This is a genomic window from Pseudoalteromonas sp. NCCP-2140, from assembly GCF_023708065.1.
Classification (GTDB): Bacteria; Pseudomonadota; Gammaproteobacteria; order Enterobacterales; family Alteromonadaceae; genus Pseudoalteromonas.
In genome coordinates, this window is sequence record NZ_BRCZ01000016.1 from 1 (window position 1) to 21,757 (window position 21,757).

Sequence of the window (21,757 nt, forward strand, 5' to 3'; positions counted from 1 at the left end):
GTCTGGGCCAAGAAAGTTGGTCAAAGAATAGCAATAAATGTTTGATTTTCCATCATTAAAGATGAACGGGAATAAAAATTAAATCTCTGGGAGTTTAACTGTGTATCTGTCGGTTTGGCAAAGTTGTTTATATGTATTGCAAGATGAATTGCCTTCACAGCAATTCAGTATGTGGGTAAGACCACTTCAAGCAGAAAGTACCGAAGATACGTTGACTATATATGCACCTAACCGTTTTGTTTTGGATTGGGTGAGAGAAAAGTATTTAAACCGTATTAATGAACTTCTCGTTGAAATTTGTGGTGATGAAGCACCTGAATTACGTTTTGATGTTGGTAGTAAACCCATTTTAAATGCCCAAGTGGCATCTGCACCGGCTGCAACAGAAGCAAGCACATCTGTTCCACAACAAACTGCCGAAAAACAACAGCCAAAACCTGAAAAAGCAGCGGTCGAACCTGCACCAAAATCAGGCTATAAATCAAACATTAAAGAAAATTATACCTTTGATAGCTTTGTTGAAGGTAAATCAAACCAATTAGCAAAAGCTGCAGCGACTCAAGTTGCAGATAACCCAGGTTCAGCATTTAACCCTGTATTTATATACGGTGGTACTGGCTTAGGTAAAACTCACTTATTACACGCTGTTGGTAACGGTATTATGGCTAATAAGCCAGACGCGAAAATTGTTTATATGCACTCAGAGAGATTTGTGCAAGACATGGTTAAAGCGCTACAAAATAATGCCATAGAAGAATTTAAACGTTATTACCGAAGTGTTGATGCATTGATGATCGATGACATTCAATTTTTCGCTAATAAAGAACGCTCACAAGAAGAGTTCTTTCATACCTTCAATGCTTTACTTGAAGGAAATCAACAAATTATCTTAACTTCAGACCGCTATCCTAAAGAGATAGAAGGGGTTGAAGATCGCCTTAAATCACGTTTTGGTTGGGGCTTAACAATTGCTATTGAGCCGCCAGAACTTGAAACGCGCGTTGCTATTTTGATGAAAAAAGCGCAGCAAAGTAAAATCAATTTACCTCACGAAGTTGCCTTTTTTATCGCGAAAAAGTTGCGTTCAAATGTGCGTGAATTAGAAGGGGCGTTAAACCGCGTTATTGCTAATGCAAACTTTACTGGTCGTCCGATTTCAATCGACTTTGTAAAAGAAGCGCTACGTGACTTACTTGCGCTGCAAGATAAACTGGTAACGATAGATAATATTCAACGCACTGTTGCTGAGTATTACCGCATTCGTGTATCAGATTTACTCTCTAAACGCCGTAGCCGTTCAGTAGCAAGACCACGTCAAGTGGCCATGGCATTATCAAAAGAACTTACAAATCACAGTTTACCTGAGATTGGTGACGCCTTTGGTGGTCGTGATCACACAACTGTATTACACGCTTGTCGTAAAGTTAAATCACTACGTGACGAAAGCCACGAAGTGAAAGAAGATTATCAAAACTTAATAAGAACCTTGTCATCTTAAGGCCGACTTTATTATGCAAATAACAATATCAAGAGAGCAATTTTTAAAACCTTTAGTTCAAGTGTCTGGTGCGATTGAGCGTAAGCACACCTTACCGATTTTATCGAACGTACTGTTAGTTGTTGAAAACGGGCAACTTTCGATGACGGGTACTGATCTTGAAATTGAGTTAGTGGCGAGTGTGTTTGTCGGTGAAGATACCACAGATACGCAACTCACTTTACCAGCTAAAAAGTTACTCGATATTTGTAAAAGTTTACCTGATGGCTCAGACCTAACGTTAAGTAGCCAAGATCATCAGTTACTATTAACAAGCGGTAAAAGCCGTTTTTCTTTAACTACGCTGGCCGCTGAAGATTTTCCGAATCTTGAGCAGTGGGATGGTGAAGTTGAATTTCAACTAACGCGTTTAGAATTGCGTAAACTTTTAGAAAGCACACACTTTTCTATGGCGAATCAAGATGTACGTTATTACTTAAACGGTATGTCATTTGAAGTTGATAACGCAGATATTAAAACAGTGGCTACAGATGGTCACCGTTTGGCAATTGCACAAAAGCAATTGCCACAGTCTTTAAATACACAACGTCAGTTAATTATTCCACGTAAAGGTGTACAAGAAATTATGCGCCTAATGGTGGCTGATGATGAACTAGTTACCATTCAATTTGGTGCTAACCATATTCGTATTATTGATACTGAGTTTACATTTACTAGTAAACTAGTTGATGGTCGTTTCCCTGATTATCGTCGAGTATTGCCACGTGGTGGTGATAAAGTGATTACTGCTAACCGTGAATGGCTTCGTAGTGCTTTCCAACGTGTGTCTATTTTATCGAATGAAAAGTTTCGTGGTGTACGTTTAAATCTGTCTGAAGGTTTATTAAAAATTACAGCAAACAACCCTGAGCAAGAACAAGCTGAAGAGGTGGTTGAAGTAATGTACCAAGGCGGCGAACTTGAAATTGGCTTTAACGTTTCTTATGTGCTTGATGTACTTAATACATTAAAAACAGAAGATGTAACCTTTACGCTTGCAGACTCTAATAGCAGTGCGCTAATTGAAGGTGCAGGTGACGAAGAAGCTATGTACGTTGTAATGCCGATGCGCCTATAAGCTTATATGAGTTTAAGTCATTTAAGCCTCAATAATTTTCGGAATATTGAGGCGCTGACACTTGAGCCGGTTAATGGCATAAACATTATCTATGGCGAAAATGGCAGCGGAAAAACCAGTCTCCTTGAGGCGATATATTTCCTTTCTCACGGTAAATCATTTCGTACCGCCAAACATAAAAATATCATTCAGCATCAACAAGACAAGTTTGTGATTCATGGTCGCAAAGCGCTGCATGATTTGTCTATTCCGATTGGTATAAGCAAAAACCAAGCGGGTGAAACGTCTTTAAAGATTCAGGGAAAAACGAGCCGTAAAATCTCTGAATTAGCTCAGCTAGTGCCGGTGCAAGTGATTACTCCAGAAAGCTATTCATTGTTTTTTGGTGGCCCAAAAGAGCGTAGAAAATTTCTCGATTTAGGATTGTTCCACGTGGAACATGACTTTTTTTATCTGTGGCAGTCTTTTAATAAAGTACTGAAACAACGTAATGCTTTATTAAAAAGTAAACCTAGAGATTATTTCGAGCAGATCAAGTTTTGGGATAAAGAATTTGTTAGACTAGCTGAACAAATAAATAATCTAAGAATCGCGTATATAAGTAGGTTTAAGCAGCAGTTTTTTGATAAAATGTGTGCAGAATTAACGCTTGTAAGCGATTTAGAAATTAACTTTCATGCGGGCTGGAAAGAGAGTGAAACGCTCTCAGAGGCGCTTGAGCAAAGCTTTGAACGTGATGCCAAACAAGGTTTCACAAGTAAAGGTCCGCATAAAGCTGATTTTAGTTTTAGTGTTTCTGGTAACAGTGTAGAAAATACCTTTTCTCGCGGTCAATTGAAGCTCTTGCTTTATGCGTTAAAAGTAACGCAAAATAGCTTAATTGAGTCAGAAACAGATAAGCAATCTATATTGCTAATAGATGACTTACCTTCAGAACTGGGTGAAGATACAAAAGAAAAAGTGGGTCAGCTTTTGACTCATTGCGATTCGCAACTTTTTATCTCATCAATTTTATCTGAAAGTATTTCTGCTGTGGTGGAACCCATGCAACGAGAACTAAAAATGTTCCACGTGAAACATGGCAACCTAATAACAAGATAAGTGGGATTAACCATGTCTGAGAATTACGATTCGTCGAGTATTAAAGTACTTAAAGGATTAGACGCAGTAAGAAAGCGTCCAGGAATGTATATAGGGGACACCGATGACGGTACAGGCCTTCACCATATGGTGTTTGAGGTTGTTGATAACTCTATCGATGAAGCCTTAGCTGGTCATTGTGATGATATTTTTGTAACGATTCACTTAGACGGTTCAGTCTCTGTAAGAGATAACGGTCGTGGTATTCCTACATCTATTCACGAAGAAGAAGGTGTTTCTGCGGCTGAAGTTATCATGACGGTACTTCATGCTGGTGGTAAGTTCGATGATAACTCATATAAAGTATCTGGTGGCTTACACGGTGTAGGTGTTTCGGTAGTAAATGCACTATCTGAAAAGCTGCAACTGACCATTCGTCGTGAAGGCAAAATTCACCAACAAACATATACTATGGGTGTACCAGATGCGCCATTAGCTATAATTGGTGACGCAACAGACACAGGTACTGAATTACGTTTCTGGCCAAGTGGTGAAACATTCAGTGACCTTAACTTCCACTACGATATCTTAGCAAAACGTTTGCGTGAGCTTTCGTTCTTAAACTCTGGTGTAAGTATCATTCTTACTGATGAGCGCGAAGAATCTAAGAATGACCACTTCAAATATGACGGTGGTATCCAAGCATTCGTAGAATATCTAAACCGTAACAAAACACCTGTACATAAAAGTGTTTTCCACTTTACCCATGAGCGTGAAGAAGACGGTATTAGTGTAGAAGTTTCAATGCAGTGGAACGATGGTTTCCAAGAAAGCATTTACTGTTTCACAAACAACATTCCACAACGTGATGGTGGTACGCACTTAGCTGGCTTTAGAGCTGCATTAACGCGTACGCTAAATAACTACATGGAAAAAGAAGGCTTTAACAAAAAAGCGAAAACAACAAGCAATGCGACGGGTGATGATGCTCGTGAAGGCTTAACTGCGGTTGTAAGTGTTAAAGTACCTGATCCTAAGTTCTCATCACAAACTAAAGACAAACTAGTATCAAGTGAAGTTAAGTCTGCTGTAGAACAAGCAATGGCAGAAAAATTAACAGAGTTCTTATTAGAAAACCCTGTTGATGCTAAAACAGTTGTTGGCAAAATTATTGATGCAGCACGAGCTCGTGAAGCAGCACGTAAAGCACGTGAAATGACACGCCGTAAAGGTGCAATGGATTTAGCTGGCTTACCAGGTAAATTGGCAGACTGCCAAGAAAAAGATCCAGCACTTTCTGAACTATACATAGTGGAGGGTGACTCTGCAGGTGGTTCAGCTAAGCAGGGTCGTAACCGTAAAAACCAAGCAATTTTGCCACTTAAAGGTAAGATTCTTAACGTAGAAAAAGCACGCTTTGATAAGATGCTTTCTTCTCAAGAAGTAGCAACTCTAATCACTGCATTAGGCTGTGGTATTGGTCGTGATGAATATGACCCAGAAAAGCTACGTTATCATCGTATCATTATCATGACCGATGCGGACGTGGATGGTTCTCACATTCGTACCTTACTACTGACTTTCTTCTACCGTCAAATGCCAGAGATTGTAGAAAAGGGCTTTATCTATATTGCGCAACCACCACTTTATAAAGTGAAAAAAGGTAAGCAAGAACGCTACATTAAAGATGATCCAGCGCTTGTTGATTACTTAACATCATTAGCATTAAACAATGCTGCACTTTATACAAGCGAAGGTGCATCTGCACTTGAAGGTGAAGAACTAGAAAGAATTGTTCACGATTATCAAAATACAGTTAAAGTGATTGAACGCTTAAAACGTAAATATCCAAATTCAATTATGGAACGTTTAATTTATCAAAGCGAAATTACCGAAGCTGATTTAGCAGATGAAGCAAAAGTTAAAGAGTGGACTAACACTCTTGTTGACGACTTAATTGCACGTGATGAAGATGCAACTATCTTCCATGCGGGCACTGAGCACGATACTGAGCGCAACATGTATTATCCTGTTGTGAATATTCGTCAGCATGGTGTGGATAAAGCACATGTACTAAACCATGACTTCATTACATCGCGTGACTACAAACGCATAGCAGCGACAGGCGTAAACATTGCTAACTTACTTGAAGAAGGGGCATATGTTCAACGCGGTGAGAAAACTCTTGCTGTTGATAACTTTGTGGATGCATTAGAGTGGTTAATCAATGAATCGAAACGCGGCCTTTATATCCAACGCTATAAAGGACTCGGTGAGATGAACCCTGATCAGCTTTGGGAAACCACTATGGACCCAGATGCACGTCGTATGTTGAAAGTAACAATTGAAGATGCAGTAGCTGCAGACCAATTGTTTGCGACTCTAATGGGTGACCAAGTTGAGCCGCGTCGTGACTTCATCGAAACGAATGCGCTACGTGTAGTTAACCTAGACGTATAACGCGAAATTAAGAATTAAAAAGGAGCCTACAGGCTCCTTTTTTTATTGCTGAAAAAGCACAAACTGCTTAAAACCTTACTGCACACAAGGTATACTGAGGGCAATTTTCAGACTAAACGCACCAGATACTATAAGCCAAATATGCAAAAATATGACGTTAAAACCTTTCAAGGTTTGATCCTGGCTTTACAGGACTATTGGGCACAGCAAGGCTGTGTGATTGCTCAACCACTTGATATGGAAGTGGGAGCAGGGACATTTCATCCGTTAACTTTCTTAAAGTCGATTGGCCCAGAGCCAATGTCGAGCGCGTATGTTCAACCATGCCGCCGTCCAACTGATGGTCGTTATGGTGAAAACCCTAACCGTTTACAGCATTACTACCAATTCCAAGTAGTATTAAAACCATCACCAGAAAACATCCAGGAGCTTTATTTAGGCTCTTTAGCCGCTGTTGGTATTGATACACTAACTGATGAAGTTCGCTTCGTAGAAGACAACTGGGAGTCGCCTACATTAGGTGCATGGGGTTTGGGTTGGGAGATCTGGTTAAACGGCATGGAAGTAACTCAGTTCACTTACTTCCAGCAAGTAGGTGGCTTAGAGTGCTCACCAGTAACCGGTGAAATCACTTATGGTCTTGAGCGTTTAGCAATGTATATTCAGGGCGTAGATAGTATCTATGACCTAGTATGGGCAGACGGTCCTATGGGTCGTGTGACATACGGTGATGTATTCCATCAAAATGAAGTAGAGCAGTCAGCTTATAACTTCGAACAAGCGGATGTTGAGTTCTTATTTGCACAGTTCGATCACTGTGAAAAAGAGAGCGAAAAGCTAATTGAAGCAGGCCTACCATTACCAGCTTATGAGCAAGTAATGAAAGCATCACATGCGTTTAACTTATTAGACGCTCGTCACGCTATCTCAGTAACAGAACGTCAACGTTATATCTTACGTGTTCGTGCTTTATCTAAAGCATGTGCGCAAAGTTACTATGATGCCCGTGAAGCTCTTGGTTTCCCGCTTTGTAAGGATTAAGAATTAGCATGTCAGCAGAAAATTTATTAGTAGAAATTGGCACAGAAGAGTTGCCACCGAAAGCACTTCGTAAACTTGCTGAGTCGTTTGCTGAGAACTTAGCAACTGAGCTTGCAAGCTTAGAATTAAATCACCAAGGCGTTAACTGGTACGCATCACCACGTCGCTTAGGTTTGCGTGTTACTGCACTTGAAGCAAAACAAAGTGACAAGGTTGTAGAAAAGCGTGGTCCTGCAGTTGCAGCCGCTTTTGATGCCGATGGTAATCCAACTAAAGCAGCAATGGGTTGGGCTCGTGGTTGTGGTATCGATGTAAGCGATGCACAAACACTTGAGACAGATAAAGGCGCTTGGTTATTACATAAAGCACAGGTTGAAGGTCAAGCAACTACATCGCTTATGAGTGATGCAGTAAACAAAGCACTTGCCAAATTACCTATCCCTAAACCAATGCGCTGGGGTGCAAATAAAACACAATTTATTCGCCCAGTACACACTGCAACTATTTTGTTTGGTAGCACGCTAATCGAAGGCGAAATCCTTGGTAAGCAAGTTGGCAACCAATTACAAGGTCACCGTTTCCATCATCCAGAAAAAGTCACAATCAACCACGCTGACGATGTGTTTGATGTTCTTAAATCTGCTTACGTTGTCGCTGACTTCGAAGCACGTAAAGCACAAATTCGTGAACAGATTGAAGCAGCTGCTAGCGCTGTAAATGCAAAAGTAGCGATGGATGAAGACTTACTTGAAGAAGTAACATCCTTGGTTGAATGGCCAGTAACGCTGACTGCAACATTCGAAGAAGCATTCTTAGATGTTCCTTCAGAAGCGCTTATCTATACCATGAAGGACGACCAAAAGTACTTCCCGCTATTAGACCAAGATGGCAACTTACTTAACAAGTTCCTATTTGTTTCTAATATCGAAAGTAAAGATCCAAGCGTGGTAATTGCTGGTAACGAAAAAGTTGTTCGTCCTCGTTTAGCGGATGCACAGTTCTTCTACGAAACAGATAAGAAGAAAACGCTAGAGAGTCGCTTAGAGTCTCTAGATACTGTTTTATTCCAAAAGCAACTTGGTACGTTGAAAGACAAATCTGAGCGTATTAGTGAACTTGCCGGTTACATTGCTGAGCAATTAGGTGCTGATGCAGAGCTGGCTAAGCGAGCAGGTTTATTAAGTAAAACAGACTTAATGACCGAAATGGTCATGGAGTTTACCGACGTACAAGGTGTAATGGGTATGCATTACGCTCGTCACGACGGTGAAGCTGAAGAAGTTGCACTCGCGCAAAACGAACAATATATGCCTCGCTTCGCGGGTGATAACTTACCAACAAATTTGATCAGCTGTGCGGTAGCTATTGCTGATAAGTTTGATACGCTGGTGGGTATTTTTGGTATTGGTCAAGCACCAAAAGGCGACAAAGACCCATTTGCACTTCGCCGTGCAGCAATTGGTGCATTACGCATCATGGTTGAAAAATCATTACCGCTAGATATCTTAGACCTTGTTGCTAAGTCACAAACGTTATTCGGTGAAAAGCTAACAAACCTAAACGTATCAACAGATGTGTTTGAGTTTATGTTAGGTCGTTTCCGCGCATGGTATCAAGATGAAGGTATCGAAGTAGATGTCATTCAAGCAGTGCTAGCTCGTCGTCCAACTAAACCAGTTGATTTCGACCGCCGTGTTAAAGCGGTAAGTCACTTCCGTACATTAGACGCAGCAGAAGCGCTTGCAGCAGCAAATAAACGTGTAAGTAATATCTTGGCTAAAAATGACATCACAACACAAGGTGATGTGAATGAGAGCCTATTAAGCGATGACGCAGAAAAAGTATTAGCGTCACACGTTGCTAAGTTTGCAACTGAGCTTGCACCTTTATATGCAAATGGCGATTACCAAGAAGCATTGTCACAACTTGCGGGTATCCGTGAGAGTGTTGATAACTTCTTCGATAACGTTATGGTAATGGCTGATGACGAAGCGGTTAAACAAAACCGTTTAGCATTGTTAAGCCAACTAAGCCGTCTGTTTTTAGATATTGCTGATATTTCTGTACTTCAGAAGTAAGCAGTAGCCAATTAATAAAAGCCAGCTCAGTGCTGGCTTTTTTGTAGCAAAAGGAACAGTAATGAAACGTGTAATTACTTTAGCATTAACAGGCTTATTAACAGGCTGTTCTAGCCAAATGCAAATGCCAAGCATTGACGATATTCTGCCAAGTAAAGAGCTTGACCGTACTATGTATTTACGTGGTGATTTCACCTTGTGGGATGCCGAGCCGCAGTATCAATTAGAGCAAGTTGCTCCAGGCATATTCCAAACCGACGTTAAGTTTTCTACACCTGGTAAGGTTTATGAATTCAAAGTAGCGGATGCAGATTTTAGCGAAGGCTATAACTGTGGTTACAGTGATATGGACCCAGCAGGGCAATCATTGGTTCTAGGCCAAGCCGCCAATGCCGACTGTAATACCATCTACAATTATTTCAGCTTTAAACCCGCTGCAAAAGGTGTGTATGTAGTGAGTTTTGATTACCGCAATAGTAATCAACCAAAAGTGACAGTAACGAAGAAATAGCTCTGCGCTGGTAGGTTGGGTAGAGCGGAGCGAAACCCAACGCATACACTCACCTTGAAGATTAGCTGCGGTATCTAACTCTGCAGCGGATTAGCTATCGGGAGTGTTCGATATATCGCAGAAGAAAAGTATCTACAACATGTTGGGTTTCGTTGCTCTCAACCCAACCTACGTACTCAAACCCGCTGCAAAAGGTGTGTATGTAGTGAGCTTTGATTACCGCAATAGTAATCAACCAAAAGTGACAGTAACTCGAAAGTAAAGCTCTGCGCTGGTAGGTTGGGTAGAGCGGAGCGAAACCCAACGCATACACTCACCTTGAAGATTAGCTGCGGTATCTAACTCTGCAGCGGATTAGCTATCGGGAATGTTCGATATATCGCAGAAGAAAAGTATCTACAACATGTTGGGTTTCGTTGCTCTCAACCCAACCTACACTGGTTAGGCTAGCGTTAGAACAAAGCGCCAGCCTTATCATTAATCTTCATAAAGATTAAGTGCGATATCTAACTCATCATCTGACAAATTAAAAGCAGATAACTTACTCAATTTCCTATAAGACGAAAATGGCCAGTCTCCGACTTGATTCACGTATTTATGTTTCACAGGGTTGAAGTAAATATAATTAATATGGTTCATTAGGTCTTGCTCGTCCTTTATATAATGCTCCCAATACCGTCTCTGCCAAATACCTCGTTCACATTTCTGAATACGGCTAGGCGATTTATGCTCGCAATTATTTAGCTGTCTAGAAAAATTAGACTTAATTAACCGCCACCGTTTTGCATAATCACAATCCCCAGCGGGTAGTTGCCAAATAGCGTGTAAGTGATCTGGAAGAATGACAATGGCGAGCGTTGTAAAAGGGTGTGACTTAAACACACTTTTATAAGCTGAGCGTAGCTGAGTGATGTTTGAAGTTAAAAGTGCTGAGTTTCTTTGCGCTATCGCTAGAGTAAAGAAATAGGTGCCCCCGGGGATTAATACTCTTCTGTATCGCATACATTCATCCTTGAATGTTAAATAATAAGAGTAGTTTAATTTCGATTAAAAGTTGAACTTCACGAACTTTAATTTGTTGCTATCACCCTACAGTTACGTTGGGTTTCGCTTCGCTCTACCCAACCTACGAGCTCGTTATAACCCTTTCTTCACCAAGTATCGATACGGTGCTTGTTCTACATCTTTAGCCACAAGTGTGTGATCCATAAAGGTACAAAAGCTTGGTATATCACGGGTGGTTGATGGGTCGTCGGCGATGATAAGTAAGGTTTCGCCATCTTTCATTTTACGTACTGCGCCACGCACCATCATGACAGGTTCTGGACAACGTAGGCCAAGTGCATCTAATTGGTGATCGGGATTATCAAAACTCATGGCTGACCTTTTAGGTGAAAGAGACGATTAATAAGCGGCTATTTTAACTTTCTATTGCTGCCAGTTTCAATAACCGAAAGCAAAGCAAATAAAAAAGGCGCACTGAGCAATTCAGTGCGCCTTTTTATCACCAAGATGTTTGGTGTGAGCTCGTTATTCTACGCGCTCAAATACAGTTGCAATACCTTGGCCTAAACCAATACACATAGTTGCTAGACCGTATTTAGCGTTCTTGTCTTCCATTAGGTGAACAAGCGTTGTGCTAATACGTGAACCAGAACAACCAAGTGGGTGACCAAGTGCAATTGCACCACCATTTAGGTTAACTTTTTCATCTACCACATCCATCAGACCTAGGTCTTTTAACACTGGTAGAGATTGTGCTGCGAACGCTTCGTTAAGCTCTGCAACATCGATATCGTCAATAGTGATACCTGCTTGTTGAAGTGCTTTTTGCGAAGCTGGAACTGGGCCGTAACCCATGATTGATGGATCGCAACCTGCAACAGCCATTGATTTAATACGCGCACGAATTGGTAAACCAAGTTCTTTTGCTTTCTCTTCGCTCATTACAAGCATTGCTGACGCGCCGTCAGACAGTGCAGAAGAAGTACCTGCCGTTACGCTACCTGATGCTGGATTGAATACAGGGCGTAGTTGCGATAAGCCTTCAACAGTTGTCTCTGGGCGGATTACTTCATCGTCTTCAACTAAGATTAAAGAACCATCTGCATCGTGACCTTCCATTGGCAGGATTTCACGACGGAAGCGACCTTCAACAGTTGCTGCGTGTGCACGTTGGTGTGAACGGTAAGCAAATTCGTCTTGTTGCTCGCGGCTAATGCCGTGCAGCGTAGCAAGGTATTCTGCAGTTAAACCCATTACGCCAGCAGCTTGTGCTACAGACGTTGATAAACCAGGGTGAAAATCATTACCGTGAGTCATAGGTACGTGACCCATGTGTTCAACACCACCAATGATGTAGGTATCACCAGCGCCAGTCATAATAGCGCGTGCTGCATCGTGTAATGCTTGCATTGATGAACCACATAAACGGTTAACTGTAACAGCTGGTACTGAGTGAGGGATACCGGCTAGTAGTGCTGCGTTACGAGCAATGTTAAAACCTTGCTCTAAAGTTTGTTGTACACAGCCCCAGTAAATATCATCAATTGATGCTGGATCAACGGCTGGGTTGCGGTCTAACAAACCTTTCATTAAGTGAGCACTTAAATCTTCCGCACGCTTGTTTTTGAATACGCCGTTCTTTGAACGACCCATTGGTGTGCGGATACAATCTACGATTACTGGATTATTCATGTTTCTTATCCTTCCACCTTATAGAATACACGGCCTTCTTCGGCCCACTTGCGAGTTTCATCTGATACTTGGTAAATCGCACCTAAGTGAGCGTATTTGTCTGCTGTCGCAACAAAGTTCGCTAAACCAGTTTGATCTAAGTAACGGAATGCACCGCCTCTAAATGGAGGGAAACCAATGCCGTAAATTAGCGCCATGTCAGCTTCTTGTGGTGACGCTACGATACCTTCTTGTAAACAAAGTAGTACTTCGTTGATCATAGGGATCATACAACGGTCAATGATTTCTTGCTTGTCGAAATCTTTAGGTGCATCAGTGATAGCACTTAGTAACTCTGTTGCTGTTGCATCTTTTGCTTTTTTCAGGCGACCACGACGGTCTGGCGCGTATTGGTAGAAACCTGCACCATTTTTCTGACCAAAGCGTTTTTCGTTTGCAAATACAGTAACAGGGTCTTTATCTTGGCGAGCCATACGCTCAGGGAAACCGTCAGCCATTACACCAGTACAGTGGTAAGCTGTATCGATACCTACAACATCAAGAAGGTATGCAGGACCCATAGGCCAACCAAATACATTTTCCATCACTTTATCAACTTTAGTGAAGTCAGCACCTTCAACAACAAGTTTGCTGAAACCTGCAAAGTAAGGGAATAGTACGCGGTTTACAAAGAAACCAGGGCAGTCGTTTACAACGATTGGTGATTTACCAAGTTTTAATGCGTAATCAACAACGGCATTAATTGTTGCTTCTGAAGTTTTTTCACCACGAATGATTTCTACTAATGGCATTTTTGGCACTGGGTTAAAGAAGTGCATACCACAGAAGTTTTCTGGCTTTTCAAGTGCCGATGCCAACTCGTCAATACGAATTGTTGAGGTATTTGAAGTTAGGATAGTGCCCGCTGGTAAGTCTTTTTCAAGACCAGTAAGAACAGCTTGCTTCACTTTAGGGTTTTCAACCACGGCTTCTACAACGATGTCTGCGCTTTGTAGGTCCGCATCGTTTAGCGTTGGTTTGATCTTGCCTAATGTAGCAACCATCTTATCCATCGCCATATGACCACGTTGTACTTTTTTGCCAAGTAGCTTAGATGCTTCGCCCATACCTAAATCAAGTGCATCTTGGTTGATGTCTTTCATGATAATAGGTGTGCCTTTATAAGCCGACTGATATGCAATACCGCCGCCCATAATACCTGCACCTAATACAGCGGCTTGTTTAATTTCAAGTTCACTGTGTTTAGCTTGCTTCTTCGCTTTACCTTTAATGTATTGGTCAGCTAAGAAAATACCTGTTTGCGCAGCAGCTTCGCTTGTTGCTGCTAATTTAGCAAAGTTAGCGTTTTCAATTGCCATTGCTTCAGCGCGTTCACAGTTTGCTGCAGCTTTGATTGTTTTTACAGCCATAACAGGTGCTGGGTAGTGACCTTTTGTCTGACCCATTACCATGCCTTCAGCCATCGCAAAGCTCATACCTTGCTCAACACGGTTCATTTTCAGTGGCTGTAATTTTACTTGTCGTTTTGCTTGCCAATCTAGCTTGCCAGCAATTGCTTGCTCAAGTGTTGCAATACTTGACTCTAAAAGTTTGTCAGCACTAACTACTGCGTCAAAAGCACCTACTTTTAAGGCATCAGCAGCGCGGTTTTCTTTACCTGTAGTGATCCATGTCATCGCATTATCAGCGCCAATAAGGCGTGGAAGGCGAACTGTACCACCAAAACCAGGCATGATGCCTAGTTTAACTTCAGGTAGGCCAATTTTAGCGTTAGAGCTAGCAACGCGGTAATCGGTAGCAAGTGCCCACTCACATCCACCGCCAAGCGCCATGCCGTTTACAGCACTTAGCGTTGGGAAAGGTAAATCTTCAATTGCATCAAAAACGTCAGTTGCATTTTTGATCCATGCAACAAGTTCTTCTTGAGGTTTAGTGAAGGTAGGTAAAAATTCGAAAATGTCGGCACCGATAATGAAATGATCTTTATCGCTGGTGAACACCATGCCTTTGATATCTGAGTTTGTTGCCAATTCTTTTAATGCTAAAGCGCAATCTTGCAAGGTTTGCTGCGAAAGTTTATTTACTGAGCCGTCAGCACAGAACTTAAACTCGGCGATGTTGTCCTTGATGAAAGCAACTTCAAATGAATCGCTTTTATATAACATTATTATTCTCCCTAGTTTATTAACTAAGACTGGTACGATGAGTTTGCATTTCAATCAGTGTGCTTGCTTTAAAATGAAAATGCAACGAAAAATTTACTGCGCTTTATCGCGATTGGTTAAAATATAGCTGGTTTGGTGCTAAGGTGTAGGAGAAGTTTTTTGTTATTAATTCTTTAATTTTTGTTAAAGGTCATCATGAAAAAACAACTCCTTGGTTGGACAGCTGCCGCATTACTTTTTCCTTTTTTTGCAGCTGAAGCCAACGATAAACATGACGCTTTTTTAAAAGCAGAAAAAAAGGCGCGTTACGGTGATTATCAAGACATGAAAGAGGCGGCAAGTGGGCTTGATCACCCTTTGAAGCCTTATGTCGAAAAGGCTTATTGGCAACGTAATCCGAGCCTTAAACACCAGACAGAAATCGAAAACTACCTCAATGTTTACCAAAACACGCCACTAGAGTGGCCTGTACGTAAGGCATGGCTTAATTACTTAAAAAAGTACAACAAAAAAGCGGCTTATATTCGTAACTATCGTGAAACAAGCAATAACGAATTGACCTGTCCTTATTTAAGTTTTCAATTGGACTTAGGTGCGCCTGAAAAAGCCATCATGAATCAAGTGACTGATTTATGGGTGGTAGGAAAATCACAACCAAAAGAGTGCGATAAGTTGTTCTCTCTTTGGAAGAAAAAAGGTTACCAGACCGAAGAGCGGGTTTGGCAGCGCATTAGCTTAGCTGCTGAAGGGGGCTCATCAAGTTTAATTCCATACTTAAAAACATTATTGCCTCGTGCTGATCAATATTTAGCTGATTTATATTTAACTGTTCGAAGAGATCCAAGTGCTTCAGCGGGCCTTTATCGCTATAAGAAAAAATCAGCTAAAGAAGGGCAAATCGCGATTTATGGCGTGAAGCGCTTAGTATGGCGAGATAAAGACCTTGCACTACGCGCTTGGGAAAAGCTCGAAACCATGTTCGATTACACTGATGAGCAAAAAGCGGATGTTTACTACAGCTTTGCCTTGTCGCTTGCCTCAAGTGGCCATCAACAAGCGCGCTTTTGGTTAAATAAAGTGCCTAAAGACCGTCAAACTCGTAAGTTAATGCAATGGCAACTTGGCAATATGTTAGAGAGACAAGATTGGTCTGGCATTGTGGCGTTTTTTACAGGCAAAGAAAACTTGAGCCTGGGTCAGCAATATTGGTTGGCATATAGCTTAAATCAACGTGGTGAAGTCGAGCGCGCTCGTGAAATCTGGCAAACAGTGGCTAAAGAGCGTGATTATTACGGCTTTTTAGCATCTGCACGCTTAGGTGTTCCGGTTAGCTTAAATAACAAAGACATTAATATTAGTAATAAGCTAAAACTTGAAGTGGCCAATGCCCCTGGCTTTAAACGAGCTCGTGCTTTATACGAACTTGAGCGCTTTACATCTGCGCGTCGTGAGTGGAATTATTTAACGGATACATCAACCAAAGAAGAAAAGCTCGCCGCGTCTTTGCTTGCTGCTGAACTTGATTGGTACGACAGTACTATCTACACCTTGGCGCAAATAAAAGAGTGGGATTATGTCGACTTACGTTTCCCATTTGCATTTAAGAATGTGTTTGCCACTTATAGTAGTCGCAGCCATATTGATGTTGCTTGGAGCATTGCAATTTCACGCCGTGAAAGCTCTTTTGCGCCCGATGCGCGTTCTCATGCCAATGCCCATGGTTTGATGCAGTTGTTACCAAGCACTGCTAAGTATATGAATAAGAGTTCAGTGTCGCGTAAGCAGTTATACCAGCCTCGCACTAATATTCGTCTTGGTAGTGAGTATTTACAGTATTTGAAAAAGAAAAATCATGGCAACGAAATCCTGGCAACTGCTTCTTATAATGCGGGTTATCATCGCATTAAACGCTGGATCCCAGAGCAAGCTATGCCAGCTGAGCTGTGGATTGAGTTAATTCCTTATACAGAAACACGAAACTACGTTAAGAATGTATTTGCTTACAGACAGGTTTATCACACTCGATTAGGACGCGATGGCAATGTTCTAGCGCCAATTCTTGATATGTCGATGGGTGGTTAAACTCGATTTGTCACACTATCCTCCCTCAGTTGGGGGATAGTGCTGGCTATGATAGACTGCTAACAAGTTAAATTTACTAAAGATGGGTTTACTATGGATAAATTAGCGGTGTTATACGCCGAACATATTGCAACCTTGCAACAACGCACTCGAACAATTACAGAGCGTGAAGGTTTAGAAGGGTTAGTAATTCACTCAGGTCAGGCTAAACGTCAGTTTTTAGATGACATGTATTATCCGTTTAAGGTGAATCCGCAATTTAAAGCTTGGTTACCAGTGATCGACAACCCACATTGTTGGATTGTGGTTGATGGTGCATCTAAGCCGAAACTGATTTTTTATCGTCCAGTGGACTTTTGGCATAAAGTACCTGACGAACCACGTGATTTTTGGGCTGAATATTTTGATATTGAATTATTAGTACAGCCAGATCAGGTAGAAAAGCTACTTCCTTACGATAAAGAAAAGTTTGCTTATATCGGTGAATACCTAGAAGTAGCGCAAGCGCTGGGCTTTAGTATTATGAACCCAGAGCCAGTGATGAACTACTTGCACTTTCATCGTGCTTATAAAACACAGTACGAGCTTGAGTGTTTACGCCAAGCTAACCGTATCGCGGTAGATGGCCACAAAGCAGCACGTGATACGTTTTTTGCTGGTGGTTCAGAGTTTGATATCCAACAAGCTTACCTCATGGCTACCCGCCAGAGTGAAAACGAGATGCCTTACGGCAATATCGTTGCACTAAATGAGAACTGTGCAATTTTGCATTACACGCATTTTGAACCTAAAGCGCCGCAAACGCATCACTCTTTCCTTATTGACGCAGGTGCAAACTTTAATGGTTATGCTGCTGATATCACACGTACTTATGACTTTAAAAAGTCAGGTGAGTTTAGCGACTTAATTAAAGTAATGACTGAGCATCAAATCGCTTTAGGTAAAGCATTAAAGCCTGGCTTGTTATACGGTGAATTGCATTTAGATTGTCACCAGCGTGTAGCGCAAGTACTAAGCGACTTTAATATTGTGAAGTTACCAGCCGCTGAAATTGTTGAGCGTGGTATTACGTCGACGTTCTTCCCGCATGGTCTTGGTCACCACCTTGGTTTACAAGTTCACGATATGGGTGGTTTTATGGCTGATGATACAGGTGCGCACCAAGCACCACCTGAAGGTCATCCGTTCCTACGTTGCACTCGCTTAATCGAAAAGAACCAAGTATTTACTATTGAACCTGGTTTATACTTTATCGACTCGTTATTAGGTGACCTTGCGCAAACTGACAACAAACAGTTTATTAACTGGGAAAAAGTTGAAGAGTTTAAGCCATTTGGCGGTATCCGTATTGAAGATAATATTATCGTTCATGAAGATAGCCTAGAAAACATGACTCGTGATCTACACTTAGATTAACGATAAAGGTTAGTGAATATTGGGGCCAGTAGGCCCCATTTTTTTAGATAAGCAATTATGTCTGAATACCAATATCCGGCTGAGCCGGTTTTTTACCAAGAAGAAATCAAAAAAAGCACTTTTATTGTGCATATTGCCCACACCCCAGATCTTGCGTCAGCAAAAGCCTTTATCAAAGAAATTCAAGATAAATACAGCGATGCTCGTCATAATTGCTGGGCACATGTTGCGGGTAACCCCGGTGGTAGTCATGTGTATGGCTTTTCTGATGATGGTGAGCCCAATGGCACAGCAGGTAAGCCAATGCTTAATGTATTAACAGGCTCTGGTATTGGTGAAATTACAGCGGTGGTAACCCGTTATTTCGGGGGCATCAAGCTTGGTACAGGTGGGCTAGTTCGCGCTTACGGCGGTAGTTTAAATAATGCCATGCGAGAGCTTAAAACCATTACCAAGGTACCGAGTGTTGAACTAGTTGGTCAAAGCGATTACAGCGTACAAGGTGCAATTGAGCAGCTATTAAAAAATCAGTATCAGGTGCTTAATATCGAAAAACAATTTGCAGAGAACATCACATGGCAAATTGAAATCGATAGCCGTCAGGCAGAGCAAGCGATTGATGATATCCATGAATTGACTCATGGCGAAGTTAGCCTAAAAGTCAGAAAAGTTTGAAATGTAAAAATAATACATTCCGTTTACTTACAATTAAGGCTGTAAGACAATAAACTGTATTAGCTAAACATTTAATAAGAAAGCGATACGCCTAGATGCAATTTCGTACCATAATAAAAATTCTCGGCCAGCTGGTGGCGTTATTTAGTATCACTATGGTGCCACCGGCACTGGTGTCTTTGATCTACAAAGACGGTGGTGGTGTGCCATTCGTTCTCGCTTTTATCTTTAGTGTTGTGATTGGTTTAGCGGCTTATTATCCAAACCGTCATGAGCATGGTGATCTTAAAGCCCGTGAAGGCTTCTTGATTGTAGTCTTGTTCTGGTTGGTACTAGGTACCTTCGCTGCGGTGCCTTTAGTGTTCTTACAAGAGCCTAATCTTTCCTTAGCTGACTCCGTATTTGAGGCCTTTTCTGGGCTGACAACAACAGGGGCTACCGTACTTACGGGCATAGAATACCTACCTAAATCAGTCCTCTTTTATCGCCAGCAACTGCAATGGCTAGGTGGTATGGGGATCATCGTACTCGCGGTCGCGGTACTGCCTATGCTAGGGGTCGGTGGCATGCAGCTATACCGTGCAGAAACACCTGGTCCGGTTAAAGACTCAAAAATGACGCCGCGTATTGCCGATACTGCAAAGCATCTTTGGTATATCTATGTATCGCTGACGATAGCCTGTACGCTTGCGTATTGGGCTGCAGGAATGGATTGGTTTGATGCAATCTGTCATGCGTTCTCTACGATTGCGATAGGCGGCTTCTCTACCTACGATGCATCAATGGGGCAGTTTGATAGCCCATTAATTAACTTTATTTGTGTCGTGTTTTTGCTGATCGCAGCCATTAACTTCTCGCTACATTATGCGGCGGTAGCTTCACGCAATATTCGTGTTTATTTACGCGACCCTGAATTTAAAGTGTTCTTATTGATTCAATTAGCATTGGTCATTGTCTGCTTTACTGTGCTGTCATCAAATAATATTTATGCCGATGGTGATGAGACTCTCGACCAAGCTATGTTTCAAGCGGTATCAATGAGTACCACCGCGGGCTTTGCGACTGATAACTTCTCAGCATGGCCACTGTTCCTACCTATTTTACTTATCTTCTCAAGTTTTATTGGCGGCTGTGCCGGCTCTACCGGTGGTGGTATGAAGGTCGTGCGAGTGTTCTTACTTTACTTACAAGGTATTCGTGAGCTCAATCGTCTTGTGCATCCAAGGGCTATTTATTCAATTAAATTAGGCCGAAAAGCACTCCCAGATAAAGTTGTAGAAGCCGTTTGGGGCTTCTTCTCTGCGTATGCTTTGGTGTTTGTCATTATCATGTTGGCGCTGATGGGCACCGGCATGGATAACATCAGTGCATTCTCAGCAACAGCTGCTTGCTTAAATAACTTAGGCCCAGGTTTAGGTGAAGTCGCTGCTCATTACGGAGCGATTTCTGATACGGCAAAATGGCTACTTACTATTGCGATGGTATTTGGTCGTTTAGAAATATTCACCCTATTAGTGTTGTTTACGCCAACCTTCTGGCGGGGCTAACCATAGTAAGGTGATTATCTAGAAGTGGAGGCATTACTGTGCCAAAAACTCAAAAACAACGTAATCTTGAGAAGCTAACCTGTATCCCTGCAGGTAGCTTGGTGGATGTTGAAATTACTACACCAACCGACAGTAAACGCGTAAAAACAGAATTTATTGGACTGATGAATGATCAGTACATAATTCTTAACTATCCATCAGTAAAGCGTTTAGCGAATAGCAGTGATTTCATCAAAGATGGGGTGATGGTTGTTATACGCGCGGTACTTGAAGCGGGCGGTGGGCAAGTGATTGCTTTTCGCCAGCAAATAAACGCCTTGGCATCGCATCCTCACCGTTTAATTTTTCTCGACTTTCCTCAGCAAGTACAGCTTTATAGTTTGCGTAGTGAAGCACGTATTCCTACGTTATTCCCTGCAAACTTAGTGATTGCAGAGCAAAAACTGGCGGGGCTTATTAAAGATATTTCACTCACAGGCGTTCAGTTTGATCTTGATAGCAAGAAGGACTTAAGCGCTTTTAAAGGACAAAGCTGCCAAATCACCCTTAGTAAACGTGAGTTTAATGGCACAGTATGTAGCGTACGTAAAAGAGCAGGCGGTTTTATGCTCGGTGTGCAGCTTGATACGAGTGAGGATGAAATGAAAGTGTTTATGAAAGAGCACTTAATTGACCTTTCTGTGTTGGATAACTAATACCAATTCGCCATTTTGCAACAAAATGGCTATTTTCCCCAATTTAACCCTATAAATATCAAAATTAATTTATAAATAAATATAAATAACCAATTAAATCAATGTTTTATTAATTTAAATTAATTTCGATTTTTTCTTTAAGTTTTGCTGTTCAGATAGAGTTTATTTTCAATTTCCTAATTTCTCTGTTTTTTAATCCGAGTTAATCACTATTGTCTCCATTTTAATCTTTGTAACTTATTGATTTTAAAAGAAGCGTAAAACCAACCACCGAGCTTGTTGCAAAACAGCAACAAATAAATCGCGTTATTTACCCCTAATTCTCGCTATTTTAATTTAATGCACTGATTTTATTGTTCTTTTTAACTTTGGCATCGAAGTTGAAATAGTCTTAGCGAACACAGAGAAAAACTGATTCAGGAACATATCCTTTATCACAGTTGAGACAACATTGAAGGAATAGTGATTATGAAAACGTTACACAAAACTTTAGCACTTGTAGCTCTTGCAACTTCATCAGCAGCGTTTGCCGCTGACTTTGACACACTGGATGTTAATGGCGATGGCGCTATCAGCAAAAGCGAAGCATCAGTAAGCGAAACGTTAATGAGCCAATTTAAAGAGCTTGATACAGACGGCAACGGTGAGCTGTCTAAACAAGAGTACTCAAAAGCTTAATTTCATTGTAAGGACAC

General features: G+C 41.4%; 18 protein-coding genes. 14 read left to right on the top strand and 4 right to left on the bottom strand.

The window, feature by feature from the left end; all coding sequences use genetic code 11:
• The first annotated feature begins 100 nt into the window (after nt 1–100).
• The 7 genes from dnaA to NFU46_RS19095 all read left to right on the top strand — a co-directional run bounded on the left by dnaA (nt 101) and on the right by NFU46_RS19095 (nt 9,785).
• On the top strand, nt 101–1,498 hold the full coding sequence (gene dnaA, locus NFU46_RS19065; RefSeq protein WP_251604084.1) for a chromosomal replication initiator protein DnaA: 1,398 nt from the start codon (nt 101–103) through the stop codon (nt 1,496–1,498).
• Nucleotides 1,499–1,511: 13 nt separating this feature from the next.
• Nucleotides 1,512–2,615, top strand: a complete 1,104-nt coding sequence (gene dnaN / locus NFU46_RS19070) for a DNA polymerase III subunit beta (RefSeq protein ID WP_054563760.1) — start codon at nt 1,512–1,514, stop codon at nt 2,613–2,615.
• Between the two features lie 6 nt (nt 2,616–2,621).
• Nucleotides 2,622–3,716, top strand: a complete 1,095-nt coding sequence (recF, locus tag NFU46_RS19075) for a DNA replication/repair protein RecF (protein WP_054563761.1) — start codon at nt 2,622–2,624, stop codon at nt 3,714–3,716.
• A 12-nt stretch (nt 3,717–3,728) separates the two neighbouring features.
• The gene (gene gyrB, locus NFU46_RS19080) at nt 3,729–6,155 is read left to right on the top strand and encodes a DNA topoisomerase (ATP-hydrolyzing) subunit B (protein ID WP_175080859.1); all 2,427 of its coding nucleotides are present in this window, start codon (nt 3,729–3,731) and stop codon (nt 6,153–6,155) included.
• Nucleotides 6,156–6,296: 141 nt separating this feature from the next.
• Nucleotides 6,297–7,196 (top strand): glycine--tRNA ligase subunit alpha, encoded by a 900-nt coding sequence (glyQ, locus tag NFU46_RS19085; RefSeq protein ID WP_054554789.1) that lies wholly within the window; start codon nt 6,297–6,299, stop codon nt 7,194–7,196.
• 8 nt (nt 7,197–7,204) lie between these two features.
• Complete coding sequence (glyS, locus tag NFU46_RS19090) at nt 7,205–9,274, top strand: glycine--tRNA ligase subunit beta (RefSeq protein ID WP_251604088.1); 2,070 nt, start codon at nt 7,205–7,207, stop codon at nt 9,272–9,274.
• A gap of 61 nt (nt 9,275–9,335) precedes the next feature.
• On the top strand, nt 9,336–9,785 hold the full coding sequence (locus NFU46_RS19095; protein ID WP_251604091.1) for a hypothetical protein: 450 nt from the start codon (nt 9,336–9,338) through the stop codon (nt 9,783–9,785).
• A 477-nt stretch (nt 9,786–10,262) separates the two neighbouring features.
• Here NFU46_RS19095 and NFU46_RS19100 read toward each other — a convergent pair whose 3' ends face one another.
• The 4 genes from NFU46_RS19100 to fadB form a co-directional block, all read right to left on the bottom strand.
• Complete coding sequence (locus tag NFU46_RS19100; RefSeq protein WP_251604094.1) at nt 10,263–10,787, bottom strand: REP-associated tyrosine transposase; 525 nt, start codon at nt 10,785–10,787, stop codon at nt 10,263–10,265.
• Between the two features lie 135 nt (nt 10,788–10,922).
• Complete coding sequence (tusA, locus tag NFU46_RS19105; RefSeq protein WP_054554785.1) at nt 10,923–11,162, bottom strand: sulfurtransferase TusA; 240 nt, start codon at nt 11,160–11,162, stop codon at nt 10,923–10,925.
• A 153-nt stretch (nt 11,163–11,315) separates the two neighbouring features.
• Entirely contained in the window at nt 11,316–12,482 is a 1,167-nt protein-coding gene (fadA, locus tag NFU46_RS19110) for an acetyl-CoA C-acyltransferase FadA (RefSeq protein ID WP_054554784.1), read from the bottom strand.
• Nucleotides 12,483–12,487: 5 nt separating this feature from the next.
• Nucleotides 12,488–14,647, bottom strand: coding sequence for a fatty acid oxidation complex subunit alpha FadB (fadB, locus tag NFU46_RS19115; protein WP_251604097.1), 2,160 nt, complete (start codon nt 14,645–14,647; stop codon nt 12,488–12,490).
• Nucleotides 14,648–15,899: 1,252 nt separating this feature from the next.
• Between fadB and NFU46_RS20555 the strand changes: the two genes are divergently transcribed.
• The 7 genes from NFU46_RS20555 to NFU46_RS19145 all read left to right on the top strand — a co-directional run bounded on the left by NFU46_RS20555 (nt 15,900) and on the right by NFU46_RS19145 (nt 21,740).
• Nucleotides 15,900–15,950 (top strand): KxYKxGKxW signal peptide domain-containing protein, encoded by a 51-nt coding sequence (locus NFU46_RS20555; RefSeq protein WP_350338391.1) that lies wholly within the window; start codon nt 15,900–15,902, stop codon nt 15,948–15,950.
• Nucleotides 15,951–16,024: 74 nt separating this feature from the next.
• Entirely contained in the window at nt 16,025–16,729 is a 705-nt protein-coding gene (locus tag NFU46_RS20560) for a transglycosylase SLT domain-containing protein (RefSeq protein WP_405030700.1), read from the top strand.
• Between the two features lie 93 nt (nt 16,730–16,822).
• A complete protein-coding gene (gene pepQ / locus NFU46_RS19125; RefSeq protein WP_058583681.1) occupies nt 16,823–18,145 on the top strand; it encodes a Xaa-Pro dipeptidase in 1,323 nt (440 codons plus the stop codon).
• A gap of 57 nt (nt 18,146–18,202) precedes the next feature.
• Complete coding sequence (locus NFU46_RS19130; protein ID WP_063529145.1) at nt 18,203–18,820, top strand: YigZ family protein; 618 nt, start codon at nt 18,203–18,205, stop codon at nt 18,818–18,820.
• A 95-nt stretch (nt 18,821–18,915) separates the two neighbouring features.
• Nucleotides 18,916–20,367 carry a TrkH family potassium uptake protein gene (locus tag NFU46_RS19135; protein ID WP_054563770.1) on the top strand — a complete coding sequence of 484 codons (1,452 nt, stop codon included), beginning with the start codon at nt 18,916–18,918 and terminating at the stop codon, nt 20,365–20,367.
• A 38-nt stretch (nt 20,368–20,405) separates the two neighbouring features.
• The gene (locus NFU46_RS19140; protein ID WP_251604103.1) at nt 20,406–21,062 is read left to right on the top strand and encodes a flagellar brake protein; all 657 of its coding nucleotides are present in this window, start codon (nt 20,406–20,408) and stop codon (nt 21,060–21,062) included.
• Nucleotides 21,063–21,530: 468 nt separating this feature from the next.
• Complete coding sequence (locus tag NFU46_RS19145; RefSeq protein WP_054563772.1) at nt 21,531–21,740, top strand: calmodulin; 210 nt, start codon at nt 21,531–21,533, stop codon at nt 21,738–21,740.
• Nucleotides 21,741–21,757: the final 17 nt, after the last annotated feature.

Coding starts and splice junctions, on each gene's coding strand:
- dnaN (WP_054563760.1), top strand. CDS start 1,512: ATGCAAATAACAATATCAAGAGAGCAATTTTTAAAACCTTTAGTTCAA.
- recF (WP_054563761.1), top strand. CDS start 2,622: ATGAGTTTAAGTCATTTAAGCCTCAATAATTTTCGGAATATTGAGGCG.
- gyrB (WP_175080859.1), top strand. CDS start 3,729: ATGTCTGAGAATTACGATTCGTCGAGTATTAAAGTACTTAAAGGATTA.
- glyQ (WP_054554789.1), top strand. CDS start 6,297: ATGCAAAAATATGACGTTAAAACCTTTCAAGGTTTGATCCTGGCTTTA.
- glyS (WP_251604088.1), top strand. CDS start 7,205: ATGTCAGCAGAAAATTTATTAGTAGAAATTGGCACAGAAGAGTTGCCA.
- NFU46_RS19095 (WP_251604091.1), top strand. CDS start 9,336: ATGAAACGTGTAATTACTTTAGCATTAACAGGCTTATTAACAGGCTGT.
- NFU46_RS19100 (WP_251604094.1), bottom strand. CDS start 10,787: ATGCGATACAGAAGAGTATTAATCCCCGGGGGCACCTATTTCTTTACT.
- tusA (WP_054554785.1), bottom strand. CDS start 11,162: ATGAGTTTTGATAATCCCGATCACCAATTAGATGCACTTGGCCTACGT.
- fadA (WP_054554784.1), bottom strand. CDS start 12,482: ATGAATAATCCAGTAATCGTAGATTGTATCCGCACACCAATGGGTCGT.
- fadB (WP_251604097.1), bottom strand. CDS start 14,647: ATGTTATATAAAAGCGATTCATTTGAAGTTGCTTTCATCAAGGACAAC.
- pepQ (WP_058583681.1), top strand. CDS start 16,823: ATGGATAAATTAGCGGTGTTATACGCCGAACATATTGCAACCTTGCAA.
- NFU46_RS19130 (WP_063529145.1), top strand. CDS start 18,203: ATGTCTGAATACCAATATCCGGCTGAGCCGGTTTTTTACCAAGAAGAA.
- NFU46_RS19135 (WP_054563770.1), top strand. CDS start 18,916: ATGCAATTTCGTACCATAATAAAAATTCTCGGCCAGCTGGTGGCGTTA.
- NFU46_RS19145 (WP_054563772.1), top strand. CDS start 21,531: ATGAAAACGTTACACAAAACTTTAGCACTTGTAGCTCTTGCAACTTCA.